This is a genomic window from Caballeronia sp. ATUFL_F1_KS4A, assembly GCF_023630905.1.
Classification (GTDB): Bacteria; Pseudomonadota; Gammaproteobacteria; order Burkholderiales; family Burkholderiaceae; genus Caballeronia; species Caballeronia zhejiangensis.
In genome coordinates, this window is sequence record NZ_JALQEB010000035.1 from 47932 (window position 1) to 64951 (window position 17020).

General features: G+C 60.3%; 14 protein-coding genes and 3 pseudogenes. 4 read left to right on the plus strand and 13 right to left on the minus strand.

Going from position 1 to position 17020, the window contains the following annotated elements; genetic code table 11:
* Window positions 1-9: 9 nt before the first annotated feature.
* From dhaL to NCS03_RS22860, 12 genes and pseudogenes are all read right to left on the minus strand, one after another.
* Window positions 10-645, minus strand: coding sequence for a dihydroxyacetone kinase subunit DhaL (gene dhaL, locus NCS03_RS22805; protein ID WP_250529852.1), 636 nt, complete (start codon window positions 643-645; stop codon window positions 10-12).
* Complete coding sequence (locus NCS03_RS22810; protein WP_250436849.1) at window positions 642-1661, minus strand: ABC transporter ATP-binding protein; 1020 nt, start codon at window positions 1659-1661, stop codon at window positions 642-644. Before NCS03_RS22810 ends, dhaL begins: the two co-directional genes overlap by 4 nt.
* Window positions 1654-2769 (minus strand): ABC transporter ATP-binding protein, encoded by a 1116-nt coding sequence (locus tag NCS03_RS22815; protein ID WP_034472427.1) that lies wholly within the window; start codon window positions 2767-2769, stop codon window positions 1654-1656. Before NCS03_RS22815 ends, NCS03_RS22810 begins: the two co-directional genes overlap by 8 nt.
* Window positions 2770-2772: 3 nt before the next feature.
* Window positions 2773-2967, minus strand: a complete 195-nt coding sequence (locus tag NCS03_RS22820; protein WP_250529853.1) for a hypothetical protein — start codon at window positions 2965-2967, stop codon at window positions 2773-2775.
* Window positions 2964-3917, minus strand: coding sequence for a carbohydrate ABC transporter permease (locus NCS03_RS22825; protein ID WP_008348938.1), 954 nt, complete (start codon window positions 3915-3917; stop codon window positions 2964-2966). The genes NCS03_RS22820 and NCS03_RS22825 overlap by 4 nt, the downstream gene beginning before the upstream one ends.
* Complete coding sequence (locus tag NCS03_RS22830) at window positions 3914-4870, minus strand: carbohydrate ABC transporter permease (RefSeq protein ID WP_008348939.1); 957 nt, start codon at window positions 4868-4870, stop codon at window positions 3914-3916. The genes NCS03_RS22825 and NCS03_RS22830 overlap by 4 nt, the downstream gene beginning before the upstream one ends.
* Window positions 4871-4942: 72 nt before the next feature.
* Window positions 4943-6274, minus strand: a complete 1332-nt coding sequence (locus NCS03_RS22835; protein WP_250529854.1) for an ABC transporter substrate-binding protein — start codon at window positions 6272-6274, stop codon at window positions 4943-4945.
* A 114-nt stretch (window positions 6275-6388) separates the two neighbouring features.
* Window positions 6389-7408 (minus strand): LacI family DNA-binding transcriptional regulator, encoded by a 1020-nt coding sequence (locus NCS03_RS22840; protein ID WP_175982598.1) that lies wholly within the window; start codon window positions 7406-7408, stop codon window positions 6389-6391.
* Window positions 7409-7662: 254 nt separating this feature from the next.
* Window positions 7663-8808: an alpha-hydroxy-acid oxidizing protein gene (locus tag NCS03_RS22845; RefSeq protein ID WP_250529855.1), complete on the minus strand. Its 1146-nt coding sequence runs from the start codon at window positions 8806-8808 to the stop codon at window positions 7663-7665.
* A gap of 157 nt (window positions 8809-8965) precedes the next feature.
* Entirely contained in the window at window positions 8966-10342 is a 1377-nt protein-coding gene (locus NCS03_RS22850) for an MFS transporter (protein ID WP_250457533.1), read from the minus strand.
* A gap of 188 nt (window positions 10343-10530) precedes the next feature.
* The gene (locus NCS03_RS22855; RefSeq protein ID WP_284504423.1) at window positions 10531-11466 is read right to left on the minus strand and encodes a ketopantoate reductase family protein; all 936 of its coding nucleotides are present in this window, start codon (window positions 11464-11466) and stop codon (window positions 10531-10533) included.
* Window positions 11467-11540: 74 nt separating this feature from the next.
* Window positions 11541-12335: pseudogene (locus NCS03_RS22860) on the minus strand (aldehyde dehydrogenase family protein); the annotation flags it as partial.
* On the opposite strand from NCS03_RS22860, the gene NCS03_RS31285 reads away from it, so the two are divergent.
* The gene (locus tag NCS03_RS31285) at window positions 12329-12775 is read left to right on the plus strand and encodes a fimbrial protein (protein WP_502801540.1); all 447 of its coding nucleotides are present in this window, start codon (window positions 12329-12331) and stop codon (window positions 12773-12775) included. The pseudogene NCS03_RS22860 and the gene NCS03_RS31285 sit on opposite strands and share 7 nt — an antisense overlap.
* 279 nt (window positions 12776-13054) lie before the next feature.
* Here NCS03_RS31285 and NCS03_RS31365 read toward each other — a convergent pair.
* Window positions 13055-13498 (minus strand): annotated as a pseudogene (locus tag NCS03_RS31365) (cysteine peptidase family C39 domain-containing protein); the annotation flags it as partial.
* Here NCS03_RS31365 and NCS03_RS22870 point away from each other — a divergent pair.
* The 3 genes and pseudogenes from NCS03_RS22870 to NCS03_RS22880 all read left to right on the plus strand — a co-directional run.
* Window positions 13379-14899 (plus strand): annotated as a pseudogene (locus NCS03_RS22870) (peptidase domain-containing ABC transporter); the annotation flags it as partial. The pseudogenes NCS03_RS31365 and NCS03_RS22870 overlap by 120 nt on opposite strands.
* A gap of 38 nt (window positions 14900-14937) precedes the next feature.
* Complete coding sequence (locus NCS03_RS22875) at window positions 14938-16233, plus strand: TolC family outer membrane protein (RefSeq protein ID WP_081851866.1); 1296 nt, start codon at window positions 14938-14940, stop codon at window positions 16231-16233.
* A 305-nt stretch (window positions 16234-16538) separates the two neighbouring features.
* A complete protein-coding gene (locus NCS03_RS22880) occupies window positions 16539-17018 on the plus strand; it encodes a hypothetical protein (RefSeq protein WP_250529857.1) in 480 nt (159 codons plus the stop codon).
* Window positions 17019-17020: the final 2 nt, after the last annotated feature.

Below are 17020 nucleotides of genomic sequence, written 5' to 3' on the forward strand. Positions count from 1 at the left end.
GCGCTCCTTTCACTCTCTGTATTGCGCGAGCCGCGCGCATACCGCACCGATCATCAACTGGCTCGACCGTGCGCCGGGATCGATGTGCCCGCGCGCGCGCTCGCCGAGAAACGACGCGCGCCCCTTGGTCGCGAGCATGTCGCGCGTCGCGAGCATGCCTTCTTCAGCCGTCCGCGGCAGCGCATCGAGCACGGCTTCGCGCGGCGCACTGCGCTCGGCCAGTTCCATGAAGCGCGACGCGACAGGGATAAGCACGTCCATCATCGTCTTGCTGCCGGTGCCGGCCTTGCCGCGCTGGGCAACGGCATCGACGCCCGCGGCGAAGATCCGCGCCGCGTCCGCCACACTCAGGGTGTCCGCGTTCTGCGCCGCCTTCGCCATGCCATGCAGCAACGAAAAGAACAGCGGCCCCGACGAACCGCCCACCGTCGACAGCAATTTGGAGGCGGCCTGGTCCAGCGCGGGCGCAAACGCCTCGGCCTCGATAGCGGCGCGCATCGCAAACAGCGCATCCAGGCCCCGCAACAGGTTGAAGATATGATCGCCGTCGCCAATCTGCTGATCGAGCGCGGCGATCTCGTCCGTATGTTCCTTGAGCGTCGCGTGCGCGGCTTCAATGCACGCCATGACCGTTTTCCCGTTCATGCCGGAATCCTCCTGCCGTCGGAGCGGAAATAGAGAAGACTGCGCAGAGGTAGCGACACGCCGACTGTCTGCCCCGGCGTGAAATTGCGCTCGGTCATGGTTGTCGCGACGATGGCGGTGCCGTCGCGCTCCATGATCAGCAGATGCCGCAGCGGAGAATATTCGAGCACGCGAAGATTGAGCACGTCGCGCGTATCGTGCGCGTGCAGCACGATGTCTTCAGGACGGATCGCGACCGTCGAGGTGCCTGCGGGCATCGTGGCAGGATCGAACAACACGGGCGGCAGCAAGTTGATGGGCGGTGAGCCGAGACGTTGCGCGGCGCCTAGCGAAGCCGGGTTGCCATATACGTCGCGCGGCGCGCCTACCTGCACGATGCGCCCGTGTTCGAGAATGCCGATGCGGTCCGCGAGCGTGGTCGCTTCGACCTGATCGTGCGTCACGTAGATGATCGTGGCGCCGATCGTGCGATGCAGCCGCTTCAGTTCTATCCGCAGTTCCTCGCGCAACTTCGCGTCGAGCGAAGACAGCGGCTCGTCCATCAGAAACACCTTGGGCTGACGCACGAGCGCGCGTCCGATGGCCACGCGCTGCATCTCGCCGCCCGACAGACGCGTCGCCAGATTGCCGAGCTTCGACTCGATATGCAACATCTGCGCGACCGACTGCACGCGCGCGGTGACTTCCGCCTCGCTCACGCGCCGCCGCGGGGAGCGCAGCGGAAACGCCAGGTTGCCGAACACCGTCAGATGCGGATACAGCGAATACTGCTGAAAGATGAAGGCGACGTCGCGATCCGCCGGATGCATGTCCGTCGCGGCGGCGCCGTCGATGAATATCTCGCCATCGTCGGGCCGCTCGAGACCTGCGATGAGCCGCAACGTAGTAGTCTTGCCCGCGCCGCTCGGACCGAGCAACACGACGAACTCGCCCTCCTTCACGTCGAGCGACACATCATCTACCGCGACGATATCGCCGAATCGCTTCGTCACGCCATGCAAGCGAATTTCAGACATAAGCGCCTCCGTTGCCGCTTCCGTTGACGGCCATCTGCCGCGCGGCGCCGGGCAGCAGCTTGCCGCTCGATGCGTCGTAGAGGAGCGTGCGCTCCTTGGCGAACGACATCCCGACCTGCGACCCCGCCACCAGTCCTTCGTCCTTGCCGACCCGCACGCGCATCACGCCGAGTGCCGTTTCGACGACGAGAATCTGATGCGAGCCGAGATATTCATCCGCGATCACGCGTCCACGCAACGCACCGCGCTCGTCGATCACGACATGCTCTGGCCGCACGCCGAGCAGCGCTTTCGCCGCGGACGTAGCCGTGCGCGGCACGGACACGGCGACGCCGGAGAGCGAGACCGATTCCGCGCCTGCCTCGACGCCGCCATCCACGGCCAGGAAATTCATCGGCGGGCTGCCGATGAAGCTGCCGACGAACACGGTCGCTGGAAAGTGATAGACCTCATGCGGCGACGCCGATTGCAGCACCTCGCCGCCGCTCATCACGACGATGTCGTCGGCCATCGCCATCGCTTCGCGTTGATCGTGCGTCACGTAGACCGTCGTCGCGTTGAGCGCGTTATGCAGCTTGCGCAACTCGAGGCACATCAGTTCGCGGAAATCCGCATCGAGCGTGCCGAGCGGCTCGTCCATCAGAAAAGCCTTCGGGTGCCGGACGATCGCGCGGCCCAGGGCGACGCGTTGCCGATCGCCGCCCGACAGCCCGCCCGTCTTTCGGTCGAGCAGACTTTCGATGCGAAGCATATGCGCGGCCGCATCGACGCGCGCGGCAATCTCGCGGCGCGCAATACCCTCGTTCTTCAGCGGAAAAGCGATGTTGTTACGTACCGTCATATGCGGATACAGCGCGAACATCTGGAACACGAATGCAATATCGCGCTGACGCGCACGCAGCCCCGTGACATCTTCGCCGTCGATCAGAATCTGGCCCGAAGTCGGCAGTTCGAGCCCGGCGATCATGCGCAACGTCGTCGTCTTGCCGCAACCGGAGGGTCCGAGCAGCACCACGAAGCGGCCGTTGCTCACGGTGAGATTCGTATCGTGTACGGCGGTGAAGTCACCGAAGCGCTTATGAAGGTTGGATAGAACGATCGTCGACATGGCTCACTCCGGGAAGTGACTCGTCACGACGAATGCCAGCGCACCCGCCAGAATCACAGGGAACGACCAGGTATAGAGATCGACCGTGAACGGCTGGACGAGCATCGCAATGCCGAGGCCGATCAGCACGGTCGATGCGCCCTCGCCGTAGCGCCTGCGGAACAGACGGCGGCGCGGCATGGCGGGCTGGGCTTTCATTTGCGTACCGCTCCGAAGGTGATCCCGCGCAACAGATGCTTGCGCAGCACTACGGTGAAGATCAGGATGGGCAGCACGAACAGCGTCGTCGCGGCCGCGACCGCTGGCCAGTCCTGCCCGCCCTCGCCGATGATGAACGGAATGAACGGCGGCATCGTCTGCGCGTCGCCGCTCGTCAGCAGCAATGCGAACGCGTACTCGTTCCACGCAAAGATCAGACAGAAGATCGCCGTCGCAGCAATGCCGGTGATCGCCTGCGGCAGCACGACCTTCACGAAGGCCTGCAACCGCGTGTATCCGTCGACAAGCGCCGCTTCCTCATATTCGCGAGGGATTTCGTCGATGAATCCTTTGAGCAGCCACACCGCCAGCGACACGTTCACGGCCGTATAGAGCACGATCATGCCGAGGTAGCTGTCGGCGAGGCCGAGCGTGCGATACATGAGATAGATGGGAATCGCCACCGCGATGGGCGGCATCATTCGCGTGGACAGTATGAAGAACAGCAGATCGTCGGCGAGCGGCACCTTGAAGCGCGAAAACGCATAGGCGGCCAACGTGCCGAGAAACACCGCAAGAAAGGTCGAGCCGAACCCGATCACGAGCGAATTGACGAAGCGCGGCAGGACCTTCGACGGCCCTGCAATCACCATGTTGCGCTTTCGGACATCGCGGTCGTACCAGGTCTCTGCGGGCGGCAAACTCGCGATGAACTCCGGCGTCTGCCGCGAGCGGATCGTGAAAAGATTCACGTAACCTTCCATCGACGGATGAAACACGACGACGGGCGGATACGCGATCGCATCCTCCTGCGTCTTGAAGCTCGTCATGATGATCCAGACGATCGGCAGCGTCGCGATGAGCGCATACGCGATCACGACGACTGCGGCAAACGTCTTGCTGCGCGGCGATGCAGCCACCACCGACTGTTGAAGGGCGAGGTCTGTCATCGCTGTTTCACCCGGTTGAGCGCCTTCACATAGATGTTCGCCGCACCGAACACGACAACGAACAGAATGATCGCGAGCGCGGACGAATAACCCGTCCTCCACTTCTCGAAGGCTGCGCGCTTGAGCGTGATCGACACGGTTTCCGTCACGGAGCCCGGCCCGCCCGATGTCAGCAGATTCACCATGTCGAACATCTTGAAGTTCTCGATCCCGCGAAAAAGGATCGCGAGCATCAGGAACGGCAGCGTCATCGGCAGTGTGATCGACCAGAACTGACGCCATGGCGAAGCGCGATCGACTTCGGCCGCTTCATAGATGTAGTCCGGAATCGAACGCAATCCCGCCAGGCAGATCAGCATCACGTAGGGCGTCCACATCCATGCATCGACCATGACGATCGTCCAAGGTGCGAGCGGCACATCGCCGATCATCTGGAACGAGTTCGGCGGAATGCCCGTGAAAAAGCCGACGATGTCGTTGAAAAGACCCGTTTGCGGTTGCAGCAAAAAGGTCCAGAAGTTGCCGACGACAGCGGGCGAAAGCATCATCGGCAGCAGAATCAGCGTGGTCCAGAAACTATGGCCGCGAAACTGCCGGTTGATCAGCAGTGCGAGCCCGAAGCCGAGCAGCACTTCGAGTCCGACCGACCAGAAAACGAAGCGCGCCGTCACCTGCATCGCGTACCAGATGTCTTCGTCGGTGAGTATGTCCGTGTAATTGTCGATGCCGACATTGCGCGCGGGCACGCTCGGCATATTCGACTTGAAGTTCGTGAATGAGAGCCGCAATGCCCAGATCAACGGAAAGATGTTGATGGCGAGCAGCAGCACGATAGTCGGAAGAATGAACAGCCACGCGATGGTTCGGTCAGACAGTCCGCGCAAGCGCGCGGCCGCGCGCGTCTGCGCTTTGGTCTGCAACCCTTCCGGAGGAAAAGGCTTGTTTGCCAACATGCCTGACTCCTTGTTGTCGCGGACCGGCGAGATCGATCGGCTCGCCGGCCCGCGCGTTCATGTGCGGTAACGCTAGTTCTTCCCTTCCGCCTTGAATACTTTGTTCCAGTCCTTGACGAGCAGATCGAGCGCTTCTTTCGCCGTGCCCTTATCCGCAACCACATAGTCGTGCACGCGCTTTTGCATGTCGAGCAACAACTCGGCATAAGTAGGCTCGGCCCAGAAGTCTTTCACTATCGACATCGACTTCAGGAATGCAGGCGCAAATGGCGCGCTCTTCGGAAAGTCCGGCGCGTCCACCACCGACTTCGCCGCGGAGTAGCCGCCGAGTTGCCACCACTTCTTCTGCACATCGGCTTGTGCGAACCACTTGATGTATTCGAGCGCGTCGGCCTTGCGATCCGAGTACGACACGACGGATATGCCTTGACCGCCAAGCTGCGTGAACTGTTTCGTTTCCTTCGGATTGACGAAGAAGCCGATCTTGTCGCCGCCGACATTCGGATCCTTGTACAGGCCGGGGAAGAAGGCGAACCAGTTCATCTGCATCGCGACCTGCCCCGACTTGAACGCATCGAGCCCTTCCTGCATGTAGGCGTTCGTCATGCCGGGCGCCGTGCAGCACTTGTAAAGCGCCTTATAGAATTCGAGTCCCTTTATCGCGCCTGGCGAATTCACGAAGCCCTCCAGGTGATACGGCTTCTTCGGGTCCTGGTATTCGAAGCCGAAGTTATAGAGCATGTTGGTCACGCCCATTGTGATCCCTTCCGAGCCGCGCTCCGTGAAGATATACACGCCATACACGGTTTTGCCGTCGATCTTTCGTCCCTGAAAGAACTCGGCTGTCTGCTTGAGTTCGTCCATTGTCGTGGGCGGCTCGAGTTCGCGCTTGTACTTTTGCTTGAACTCCGCGCGCAGTTCGGGCCTCGCAAACCAGTCTTTGCGGTAGGTCCAGCCCACGGCGTCCGCCATCGCGGGCAGCGCCCAGTAATTCGGCGTGTTCTTCGGCCACTCTGCGTAGCCGACGACGGTCGCCGGCACGAAGTCGTCCATCGAGATTTTGTTCTTGTCGAAGAAATCATTGAGCTTGACGTAGTGCCCATTGACCGCGGCACCGCCAATCCACTGACTATCTCCGATGATGAGATCGCACAGCTTTCCATGCGAATTCAGTTCGTTGAGGAAGCGGTCCGCATAACTCGTCCACGGCACGAACTCGAACTTCATTGCAATGCCGGTTTTCGCCGTGAAGTCTTTCGATAATTCGACGAGCGCATTGGCGGGGTCCCATGCGGCCCAACATAGCGTCAACTGCTTGCCCTGCGCATGCGCCGCCGATCCGAAGCTCAGTCCCAGCGACGCGACGAGCGCCGCTAATACCCTTGATGACGTAAGACGTAACATGTGTCTTCTCCTTGTCTCTGTCGGGTCTCAAACTGATGACAGACAGCGCCCATGCGCCGGACGCTGCATATGAGCTCTGGCGGACCGAAGCGAACTGTCCGCGCGTCGCGAGCTTCAGGCATGCGCATTCTCACGAAGATAGATACGGGTTTCGGGCGTCGGGATGGAAGGCACGCCGCGCACGTCGTTCAGGAAGTTGAGAGCGGCGAGACCGGCCCAATGGACAATGCCGCGCACGTCCTGATCGAGGATCACGTCGATCGCCCGCTCCGACAGCAGCGCCCGCGTATCGGCCGTGCACTCGTGGCCGATCAGTACGACGCGCGCCTTGTCGCCCGATTCCTGCAGCGTCGACGCGATGCCGGAAATGCCGCCGCACGTCACATACACGCCGACCAGATCCGGATGTCCCGCCGTCAGTCCTTGCACGGCGAGTCCGGCGCTGTCGTCGTCTTCGGCGAAATCGGGCTCCGTGAGCCAGCGCAGGTTGCGAAAGTCCTCTTCGAGCACCTGGGAAAAACCCGTCCGGCGCTCGAGCTGATCGTGCAGACGCGACGACGCCGACAGCACGGCGACCGTGCCGATGCGCGAACCGACGAAGCGGCCCATCAGCAGACCCGCCGTTCGTCCGGCCATGCGGTTATCGACACCCACGTACGTGGCGCGCGCACTCGACGGCAAATCTGAAAAGACCGTAACGACGGGCACGTTGGCATCCATCATGTCCTGAATCATCCGCTCGACCCATGGGTAATCGAGCGGCACGAGCACGAGCGCGTCGTAGTCGATCAATTGCTGTGCGAGTGAGATCGCGTCGCGCTGGCTGGACAGGTCGCAACGGTAAAACGACGAGACAAGACGATGCTCGCGAAAGAAGCTGGCGGACAGCGCGATATCGCGTTCGACTTGATCGAGAAAGCGGGAATTGATTTGCGGTAAGACGAAGGCGACCCGGAACGATGTGGTTTTCGCAGGCCTGCCGCGGCTTGCGCGTTCGTCGCGCAGCGTGGCCAGCGCGAGATGTACACGTTCGGCCGTTTCGGGGCGCACCCCCTGGTCTTCGCGCAGCACACGATCGACCGTTGCCACGCTCACCCCGGCGCGGCGCGCAATCATCATACGTGTAGCTGGCATGGGTCTCCTCCGGTGCCAGGCGAAGAATCGTTTTATGAACTCAAGATAGTTTTCTGCGCGGAGAATGCAAGCTTTTTTCACGCGTTAAATGCATCATTTTTGCCAGCATGCACCGTTGGATTTTTTCTCTATGTGCTTAATGTCGGCGCTTGTCTCGGCGTTGGATTCGCATCTGTGTGCCGATCAGAACGGATCTGTCATTAGTCATCCTTATAACGTCAAGAAAAGGGTGAACCGATGGCTGCCCCCCTCCGCTACAATGGCCGCCGAGCGACACAACTCCGATTGACTTCCATTATCGAACTGGACCCGATGAGGGCGAGGGTCCGGTCGATTTCCTCTTTGATCATCGCGATGACATCGGACACACCGGCCTCGCCTTTCGCGGAGAGCCCGTACAAAGTGGCGCGCCCAAGCATCACGGCCGTCGCGCCCAATGCGACCGCCTTCACCACATCGGCCCCTCTTCGGATGCCACTGTCCAGAATGAGATCGGTGGTCGGCGTCGCATCGGAGATGCCCGGCAATGCGTCGATCGGCGCAGGAAGATCCGCGAGCTGTCGTCCGCCATGATTCGAGACTATGACACCGTCGGCGCCGATTTCCACGCATCGCGCGGCATCTTCAGCCGTCACGACGCCCTTGACGAGCAGCTTTCCGGGCCAGTCGTCGCGCAAGCGACGGAGGTCGTCCCAGCTAAAGCTCGCGTCCATTTCCCGCCGCAGCACCGCAGCCTGGGAGGCGGTATCAGAGGCGTCATCGGTCGCGAAGTTCTTCAACTGCGGCATACCATTCGTCAGGTAGGACCACAGCCAACGGGGATGCGAAATGCCATCGAGAGCGCCTCGTGGAGTGACTTTGAATGGCATAGCAAACCCGTTTCGCAGATCGCGCTGCCGGAATCCATTTACCGCGACGTCCGTGGTCAGGATCAACGTCGAATAACGAGCCTCTCGCGCTCTCGTGACCAAGCTCTTCGCCACATTCCGGTGTACTACGTATAACTGGAACCACAAGTCTCCGTCCGCTCCCCTTGCTACCTCCTCGATCGACATGTTCGACGCGGTAGAGAGTGCGAACGGGATTCCAGCCTTGCTTGCAGCGCGTGCAAGCGCAAGATCTCCGTCGGGCCAGAACGCACTATTCAGACCTGTCGGCGCGATCACGAGCGGCGACGACATTTGTCTCCCCAGAAGCTCGGTAGACTGCACACGCTCGCTCACATCGACAAGACGCCGGGGACGCAATTCCCACTTGTCAAAGGCGGCACGATTGTGCGTCAGGCCGGACTCGTCGTCGGCCCCGCCTTCGAGATAGTCGAATACCATCCTCGGCAACCGACGCCGAGCCGCGGAACGATAGTCACCGACGGAGAAGATATGGGGAAACGCTCTTGCCATGATTGTGTCTTGCTTGACCGAACTGGAAACGTGGGGAAGAAAGCAATTTCTTGGCGTGTGTCACGGGCCGTCGAGCGACGACAGAGGAAGACCAACCGCAGTTGCGACTGGCAGACGGAGCGAGAAAGCGCCGCTCATGCCAGTCGCCGACCTCGCGCTACTCAGTGACGACTTGCGTGACCAGCCGCTTCTGACGAAGCGCCGGGATATGGTTTCTGACCTGCGACAGCGAGATCAGTACCAACAGCATGGCGACCCCGAGCATCGCGAGATAGAGGGACGCTCCGCCCACGGTGATGACGACGGCGCCAGCGAATGCGCTGAGGATCGCACCGAGTCGTCCAAACGCGAGCGCCGAAGCGAGGCCGGTTGCTCTCACGCGAGTCGGATAGACATACGCACACAAGGCGTACATCGTCGACTGAACTGCATTGACGAAGAGACCGTGGACGCCCAGACCGATAACCAAGAGGCTCGTGTGACTCGCCACATCAACGCCTCGCAGAAAAAAGGCGCTCGCACATCCTCCGGCGCAGCACACCAGGAGCGGCCAACGCGAACCAAAGCGCGTGATGGCCAAGGCGCAGATGAGTGCCCCGAAGACGCCGCCGAGGTTATATGCGGTCAGGCCCGAACCGGCAAGTGCCACGGGAAGACCTTCGGATGCGAGCATGGTCGGCAGCCAGCTAAAGGCGGCGTAGACCGCGAGCAGGCACATGAAAAACGCACTCCAGATAGCAATCGTGTTACGTCGCTGAGCCGGCTCGAAGAGCGACCCGAAGCCGTCGCGTTGTTCGAGCCTTTGCTCGGCGGCGTCGACGAAAGTCGTCTGCGCACTAATCGGCCGCGACATTCTCGCAAGGAGCGCACGCAACTCGGTCCAGCGCTGTTCCTTGCGAGCGAGAAAGCGGGGAGACTCCGGGAACACGAAAAACAGCAGAATGCCAAGGGCCAAGGGGATCGTGCCACCGATGAAGAACAAGCCACGCCAACCGAAGGTCGGCAAGACGGCACCGGCGAAGAACCCGGCAAGCATGCCCCCGAGCGGCACGCAAACGATGGTAGACGTGACGGCGAGCGTGCGGCGACGTGCCGGGGTGAACTCTGCGGTCATCGTCGTGGCACTGGGAAGCGCTCCGCCGATGCCCAGGCCCGCGATAAAGCGAAGCGCGGCGATCATCGGTATGTCTTGCGCAAGCCCGATGGCGCAGGTTGCCGCGCCGAACACCACGACGCTACCGATGAGCGCCCAGCGCCGGCCAAACCTGTCGGCGAACAAGCCAGCGCACGCGCTCCCGACGCCCATGCCAACCAGACCCGCCGCCACGGCCGGCGCGAACGCATTGCGCGTTATGCCCCATTCTTTGATGATGGTGGGAATGGCGTAACCGATGAGCTGGCCATCGAAGCCGTCCATGATGATGGACAGTGCGGCCAGGCAAACGACGAACTTCTGAATGAGCGTAAAGGGGCCGTCGTCGAGAAGACTGCCAATGTCAGCAGTCTTCGAAGCGCTGAAGGTCTGCGGATTCATTGCTCGACCTCCGCGCGCACATTCGATGGTCTGTCGATTGCAACAAGGTCCGCGACGTCGCGCGGGAGCATGGCAAAACATATCTTCATGGCGATGTCTCCTGGGTACGCTGCGCCGGGTTGATCGGCGCGTCTTTTGATGCATGATCGCGGACGTTTGTTGTTCTCGGTTGACGTGCCCGCGGCTGCCTACTTCGCAACGGCTGATGCGTTTCGCGCGTCGATAAGCCTGACGAGCTTTGCCAATGTCTCCGTGTGCGGAACGGACACGTTGATGCTGCGGGCCACTTCAACGACTGCGCCGTTGATGCCTTCGATCTCTGTCTTTCGCCGGGCCAGAACGTCTTGCAGCATCGACGGCTTGTGCCCCTTGTGCTGTTCGATCGCATGAACGATGTTTGTCGAGCACACGCTCAGATCCGCGGAAACGCCGCTGGCGTTCGCCACTGCGATGACCTCGGCGGCCACGGTCAGTGCCAGGCTCTTGCTGTCCTCCAGCAGTCCAAGCTGGTCCACCGTCGTTCCAGTGACCGCACAGATGCTGTTGAGCGCAGCGTTGAACGCCACCTTTTCCCAGATAGCTGCCCAGACGTTGTCGTCGATCTGACAATTCAATCCGGCGGAATTCAGAGCCTCGGCGACGGCATTGACTTGGGAAGTGCGTTCACCGTCGGCGCTCATCATGCGAATTCTCCCTTCGCCGTGACTGCTCACCGAGCCAGGACCGACAAGGTCCGCTGGCCACGTGGTAACGCCAACAAGCACGTTGGAGAGCGGCACGAAGTCTCGAATCGCTTCGACGTTCCCGAGTCCGTTTTGCAGCGTGAGCACGGCGGTTGTCTCGCCGAGCAGATGCTCGATGCCGGACAAGGCCGCGCGCGTGTGCATCGACTTCGTGAAGAGCAACAGCAAGTCAGGCCGTTTATCCGTAGCTTCGGGTCGTATCGCGTTGATGTTCGTGATTGCGCGAGTATCGTCATCCATCTCCAAGCGGAGGCCCTTCGCACCGATAGCGTCCAGATGCGGTTGATTGATGTCGATCAGCGTGACTGAGTGACCGGCTTCCGCCAGGCGGCCGCCGAACAACGACCCCATCGCTCCTGCACCGAGTACGGCGATTTCCATAGTTGACATGTCGACCGCGGCTGCGGTCTTACCTGAGTTGTCGAACGAGTTGACGAGGGTGACAGGGACGTAACTCAGAACGGATAGTGTCGCGGCGACGTTTGCACAGTGACCCAGCGCAAGTCGGTAAAAGCGGCAATGCCTGCCTGTCCGCCGAAGTGGCCAAAGCCACTACCTTTGACGCCTCCAAAGGGCATCTGCGCTTCGTCGTGGACGGTTGGCCCGTTGACGTGGCAAATCCCGGATTGGATGCGGCTCGCCACCCGCATCGCGCGCGCGACATCGCGACTGAACACGGCCGCAGCGAGACCGTATTCGTTATCGTTAGCGCATCGGATCGCTTCTTCTTCGCCGTCGACGCGCACGATTGCCTTGACAGGGCCAAACGTCTCTTCGTTGTAGATCCGCATGTTCGGTCCAACGTTATCGACGAGCGTTGCAGGCATAAGCGTGTTCTCTGCTTTTCCCCCGCAGACCATCGTCGCGCCTTTGTGCAAGGCGTCATCGATCAAGGCGTTGCATCGTTGTACCGTCGCCATATCGACAACTGACCCCAACACGACCGGCCCCTTTCGAGGGTCGCCGAGCGGCAGCGTCTTAACCTTTTCACCGAGCTGAAGAACAAACTCGTCGGCGATCGCGCGATCGACGATGATGCGCTCGGTGGACATGCAGATTTGTCCTGAATTCGCGAAGGCGCCGAAAGCGGCAGCATCGACCGCTGCCGCTATGTCGGCGTCGTCGAGCACGATCAGCGGGGCCTTTCCGCCCAGTTCGAGAACAGACGGTTTGAGATGCCGTGCGCAGCTTTCCGCGATGATTTTCCCGACCTTTGTCGAGCCCGTGAAATTGACACGTCGGATTGACGGCTTCGACATGTGAAATCAATGGTAATGACACGTCGTCCAAAGACTTTACGGTCAATCTTCCGACGCTGTCCACGAATGCCTTGACGAAATCGGGCGATACGGCAGGCGCCACTTCCTACCATATCGCGTTGTCCAAATGCACGCCGGTAACGTCGACCAGCAAGGCTTCGGTCTTCTATGAGGCGGGCGCCACCGTCGACCCGGTCGATGGACGTCTTATCGTCGCGCCAGGCGGCGCTCAAAACGTCAAGCTGCAAATCAACAACAGCGACGGTTCCCAGATCAAGGCCGGCTTTTCGACCGATCTGCAGAACTCCAAAGCGGCCGATATCTCGAGCGGCGCAGCGACGCTGTACTACCAGGCTGAATACTACGCAACGGGCGCCACGACTGCCGGCGCGGCCAATTCGTCTGTCGTGTACAGCATCGATTATCAATAAGTCGATAACGACCAGCACGTTCAGCAGATTGCGGTTATCCGCTGCGACCACATAATCCAGGACGAGATTGCCGAAGTAGGGCATGGCGAGAATCGTGAACTGGCTCCCGAGCGCGACGAACAGCACCTTGCCGATCTGCGCACGCAACTGCGGATTCACGGCCCTCACGCGCCGCATTGCCGCCGGCACACGCGACTTCGCGCGAATTCGCGGCATCTCCGGCGTTGGCGAGAATTGCAGCAGAAAGCCTGAAACGGCGGAGCGGAAGGTATCCATCGATACCCGCCGGCGGCCTGTTGCCGGATCGATAACATTCACATACCCGCGTCCGGCCTTTTCGAACACGACGAAATGCGCGCCGCCGAAATGCAGAATCGAACCTTTCTTGACCGCTGAAAGTTCGGAAGGGTCGAAACGGTACGCCTCGACGGAAAGGCCGAATTCGACCGCAACGTCGTAAAGATCCATCAGAGTGAGGCCGTTCGCCGAGATGGGCTTATGTGCCGACAGCTCGCGCACTTCGGTTGCGCGTCCCAAATTCGACAGCACCATGGCGAGACATGCATAGCCGCATTCCGCGACTTCGTTTTGGTAAATGACCCGCACCTTACCTTCGCAAGCATTTTCGTTTTTGGCGCGTTGAGCGAATACGTGCAGAAGTACCTCACCGAATTGATCTTCAATCTGGTCCAAATCAACTCGACGGAAGGACTCATCGGGCATCTTCTGCGCAATCCGATGCCATGGTTCGAGAAGCGGCACGTCGGCGATGTATTCGCGCGCGTGAAGGCGCAGGACGAGATCACCGGCTACGCGACGCGCTCCATCGTCTCGTTGTGCATCGACGTGGCGGTAGGAACGCTCGCGCTCATACTCATGCTGATCCAAAGCCGGCAACTGACGCTCATTGCACTCGTGGTATTCGCCGCGTACGTGGCGCTGGCGTTGAGCATGTATCCCGCGATGCGCGACAATCACGCGCTGGTCACGGAAACGTCGGCCCGTTGCGATGACGCGCTTATCGAGACCATCCGCGCGGCGTCGCTGCTCAAGCTTGCACAGGGCGAGACTCGACGCACGTCGATCTACATGACGATCTTCAAGGCGTATGCCGTGGCAGCGCTCGCGAAGAGCCGATTGAACTGCACGCGCGACAGCCTGCTCAAACTCGTCAACTACGCGGACACGGTGGTTATCACATACATGGCGGCACGGCTCATGCTCGGCGGCGTCGTTTCGGTCGGCGTGTTCTATTCGTTCCTGATCTACAAGTCGTTGATGTCGGAGCGTTTTGCCAACGCCATCAACGCGATGTTTCAGTACTTCATGTTGAGCGTGCCGGTCGCGCGGGTCGACGACATCGTCGAAGCACAGACCGAAACTTACACGCCATTGAGCGCGAGCGAACGGGCGACGGAGATACGCGATTTCTCGAGTATCGAAATGCGCAACGTGACGTTCAGCTACGGCGTATCCGATAAACCCGTGCTGGCCGATCTCAATCTTTCGATTCGCAAAGGCGACAAGATCGTCATCACCGGTCCTTCGGGGAGCGGCAAGTCCACGGTATTCAAGCTCTTATCGGCGGCCGAGCCGCTGCGGGAAGGGCATATCGAACTCAACGGAATCGCGTGGCCGAATCTTGCCGTCGATGAAATTCGGCGCCACATGGCTCATATGCGCCAGGGCGACATCATCCTTCACGGCTCGATTGCCGACAATATCACCTTGTTTGCGGCGAATCCCGACGACGACCGCATACACAGGCTGCTTTCCGACGTGGGCCTTCTCGACGATGTCATGCGTCTGCCGATGCGCACGCGAACCGTCATCAGCGACACGATTGCCAACATCTCTGCGGGGCAGCGTCAACGTCTTTTGCTGGCGCGCGCGCTCTATCAACAACGCGAGATACTGATGCTCGATGAGCCTACTTCGAATCTTGATCCCGCATCTGTGAAGCACATTGCGCAACTGCTTCGCAGTCTGAAGCAAACGGTGGTGGTCATCACCCACGATATGGCTTTGGCATCGGCATTCGACATGCGCTATGCATTCGCCAATGGCGGGCTCGTGCCTGAACACGTCGTGCAAGCATCTGATCCGGTGCTGGTGGACGCATGAAGAAGCCGGGATTCTCAGCAGTCTTGGTTGCGGTCTGCATGACGCTGGCTAATCAGACATGCGCGAGCGATCTGCTCGATATGGTGAATGCGTCGCTCTCACAGGATGCCGATCTCGCGCAGGCACGCGCCGCCTATGAGGCGTCGAAGCAGGCCATTCCCATTGCGCGAGCTGCCTTGCTGCCGCAGATAAGCGGAGGATGGGGCCGTGCGTATAACGAAATCAAAACGGACGGTTTTCCGCGTCAGAGCTATTGGCAAAACGGATGGACTTTTCAGGCCGCGCAGCCCCTCTTCGACTGGGCCAAATGGACGACCTATCAGCAGGCCGATCTGGTCGTCGCTCAAGGCGCGGTGCAATTCGCGGCCGCGCAGCAAGCGGCGATGCTCAAGGCGGTTCGCGCCTATTTCGATGCGCTCGCGGCGGAGGACGAACTCGAACGTACGAGCGAATATCTCGCCGCCATCGATGAACAGCACAGGCAAACGCGCCGTAAGCGCGCCGCCGGCGAAGCGACTGTCATAGACGAGCGCGATATCGATGTCGCTCTCGCCCAGGCGCGGATTCAAAACGCCGACGCGCGTCAGGACATGGAGGTGAAGCGTCGCGTTCTACAGCAGATGAGCGGCAAGCCATTCTCGCCGCTTGCGGGTCTTGCAGCGGGCACGAAGCTGCCGCGTATCGAGCCGGAAGATCCGGATGTCTGGGCCGGTCAGGCGAGTTCGAGCGGCTACGATGTGCAATCGAAACAGCTCGACCTCGAAATCGCGAAGATGGATTCGAAAAAGGCGCGTGCGGCGCACTATCCGGTCGTCTCGCTTACCGGCACCTACACGCCGGCTGGCGCAGCGTCGGGCTATGCGCGCCCGACCACCACGACCACAGCCATGCTCCAAGTGATGATGCCGCTCTTCTCCGGCGGAGAGATACAGGCGCGATTGAAGCAAAGCCTGGCGCAGCAGGACAAAGCGCAGGACGCGATCGAATCCGCGTCCTTCACGGCCGAGAAGGATGCGCGTGAAAACTACGCTGCATATCTAAAGGCGCGCGTTCGGAGTATCTCACTCGAACAGCTATTGCAGACATCAAAGGAAGCATTGGCCGCAACCGAAACGGGCTTCAAAGTCGGCAGCCGGACGCAGGTCGACGTTCTGCGTGCGCTCGACTCGTACTTTACGGTTCGCCGCGATCTCATGCGTTCTCGATACGAGGTTATCGTTTCCTCGTTGCAATTGAAGGCGAACGTTGCGTCCCTGACCATCGACGATATTTCCTACGCAAACACGCTGTTGTGCTGCGCGAAAACATCGGACAACGGACCATCCTTACGCTGACTGTGCAAGAGTGCATTGACGTGCCGAATACCTTGAGTTCGTTTGCATAACCCTTCTGGCTTTGCCAGAGCAGTTCGCTCTAATACGCTTGAAACGCGCATCGGGAATTTCCCATTGCGCGTTTTTTGTTGCCTAAAAGGATCGACATGAGTTATTTGCATGCCGTCTCGCAGGCATCTATCAAATCTCAAAAAAGATTTGCTCCAAAAATAGGATACGTCTTATTATGTTCTTAAGCTGATTATGTTCCCGCAGCGCGCAGATAAGGAATCCCGAGCACAAGAAGTTTCATTACAGGGGCCGAGATGAGAAAAGCGAAGTGGTTGACTATTGCCCGGCACGCGCTGCGCTGCGCCGTCGTGAGTTCCCTTGCCGGGCTTTGCGTGCCGGCTTTCGCGACACTCGTTCCGGGCGGCACGATCACGTTCAGAGGTGCATTGGTTGCGCCGCCGTTTGACATCGTTTCCGGATCTGCTTCCATGCTCGGAACCAGTGGATTCCAGAACGATTCCGCTGATGTGAAAGGCGTACGTTCCTCCGCCGTTGTCACCTATTACGCGCCACCGCACAATGCGCCGAGCGCGGAGGTTTCGCTGGTCGTAGTGGGCGATCGTGCCGCTGCGGTGAGTTCGCATTTCATCGACGGCGCGGGACAGCGCGTCGGGCCGTCCCTGGGCCGCTCATATCACGTAGGCCCGGCAGGCGGCGCGCTTCTGATACGGCGATCCGAAAACGCGCGCGCCGAATCGACGACGCTCGTGACCGTCGTCACCGAATACAACTAGCG

Bases quoted from the DNA above. Each gene is read 5' to 3' on its own strand.
- dhaL (WP_250529852.1), bottom strand. From the start codon at position 645: ATGAACGGGAAAACGGTCATGGCGTGCATTGAAGCCGCGCACGCGACG.
- NCS03_RS22835 (WP_250529854.1), bottom strand. From the start codon at position 6,274: ATGTTACGTCTTACGTCATCAAGGGTATTAGCGGCGCTCGTCGCGTCG.
- NCS03_RS22825 (WP_008348938.1), bottom strand. From the start codon at position 3,917: ATGACAGACCTCGCCCTTCAACAGTCGGTGGTGGCTGCATCGCCGCGC.
- NCS03_RS22820 (WP_250529853.1), bottom strand. From the start codon at position 2,967: ATGAAAGCCCAGCCCGCCATGCCGCGCCGCCGTCTGTTCCGCAGGCGC.
- NCS03_RS22855 (WP_284504423.1), bottom strand. From the start codon at position 11,466: ATGGAAATCGCCGTACTCGGTGCAGGAGCGATGGGGTCGTTGTTCGGC.
- NCS03_RS22875 (WP_081851866.1), top strand. From the start codon at position 14,938: ATGACGCTGGCTAATCAGACATGCGCGAGCGATCTGCTCGATATGGTG.
- NCS03_RS22880 (WP_250529857.1), top strand. From the start codon at position 16,539: ATGAGAAAAGCGAAGTGGTTGACTATTGCCCGGCACGCGCTGCGCTGC.
- NCS03_RS22815 (WP_034472427.1), bottom strand. From the start codon at position 2,769: ATGTCGACGATCGTTCTATCCAACCTTCATAAGCGCTTCGGTGACTTC.
- NCS03_RS22840 (WP_175982598.1), bottom strand. From the start codon at position 7,408: ATGCCAGCTACACGTATGATGATTGCGCGCCGCGCCGGGGTGAGCGTG.
- NCS03_RS22810 (WP_250436849.1), bottom strand. From the start codon at position 1,661: ATGTCTGAAATTCGCTTGCATGGCGTGACGAAGCGATTCGGCGATATC.
- NCS03_RS22845 (WP_250529855.1), bottom strand. From the start codon at position 8,808: ATGGCAAGAGCGTTTCCCCATATCTTCTCCGTCGGTGACTATCGTTCC.
- NCS03_RS22850 (WP_250457533.1), bottom strand. From the start codon at position 10,342: ATGAATCCGCAGACCTTCAGCGCTTCGAAGACTGCTGACATTGGCAGT.
- NCS03_RS22830 (WP_008348939.1), bottom strand. From the start codon at position 4,870: ATGTTGGCAAACAAGCCTTTTCCTCCGGAAGGGTTGCAGACCAAAGCG.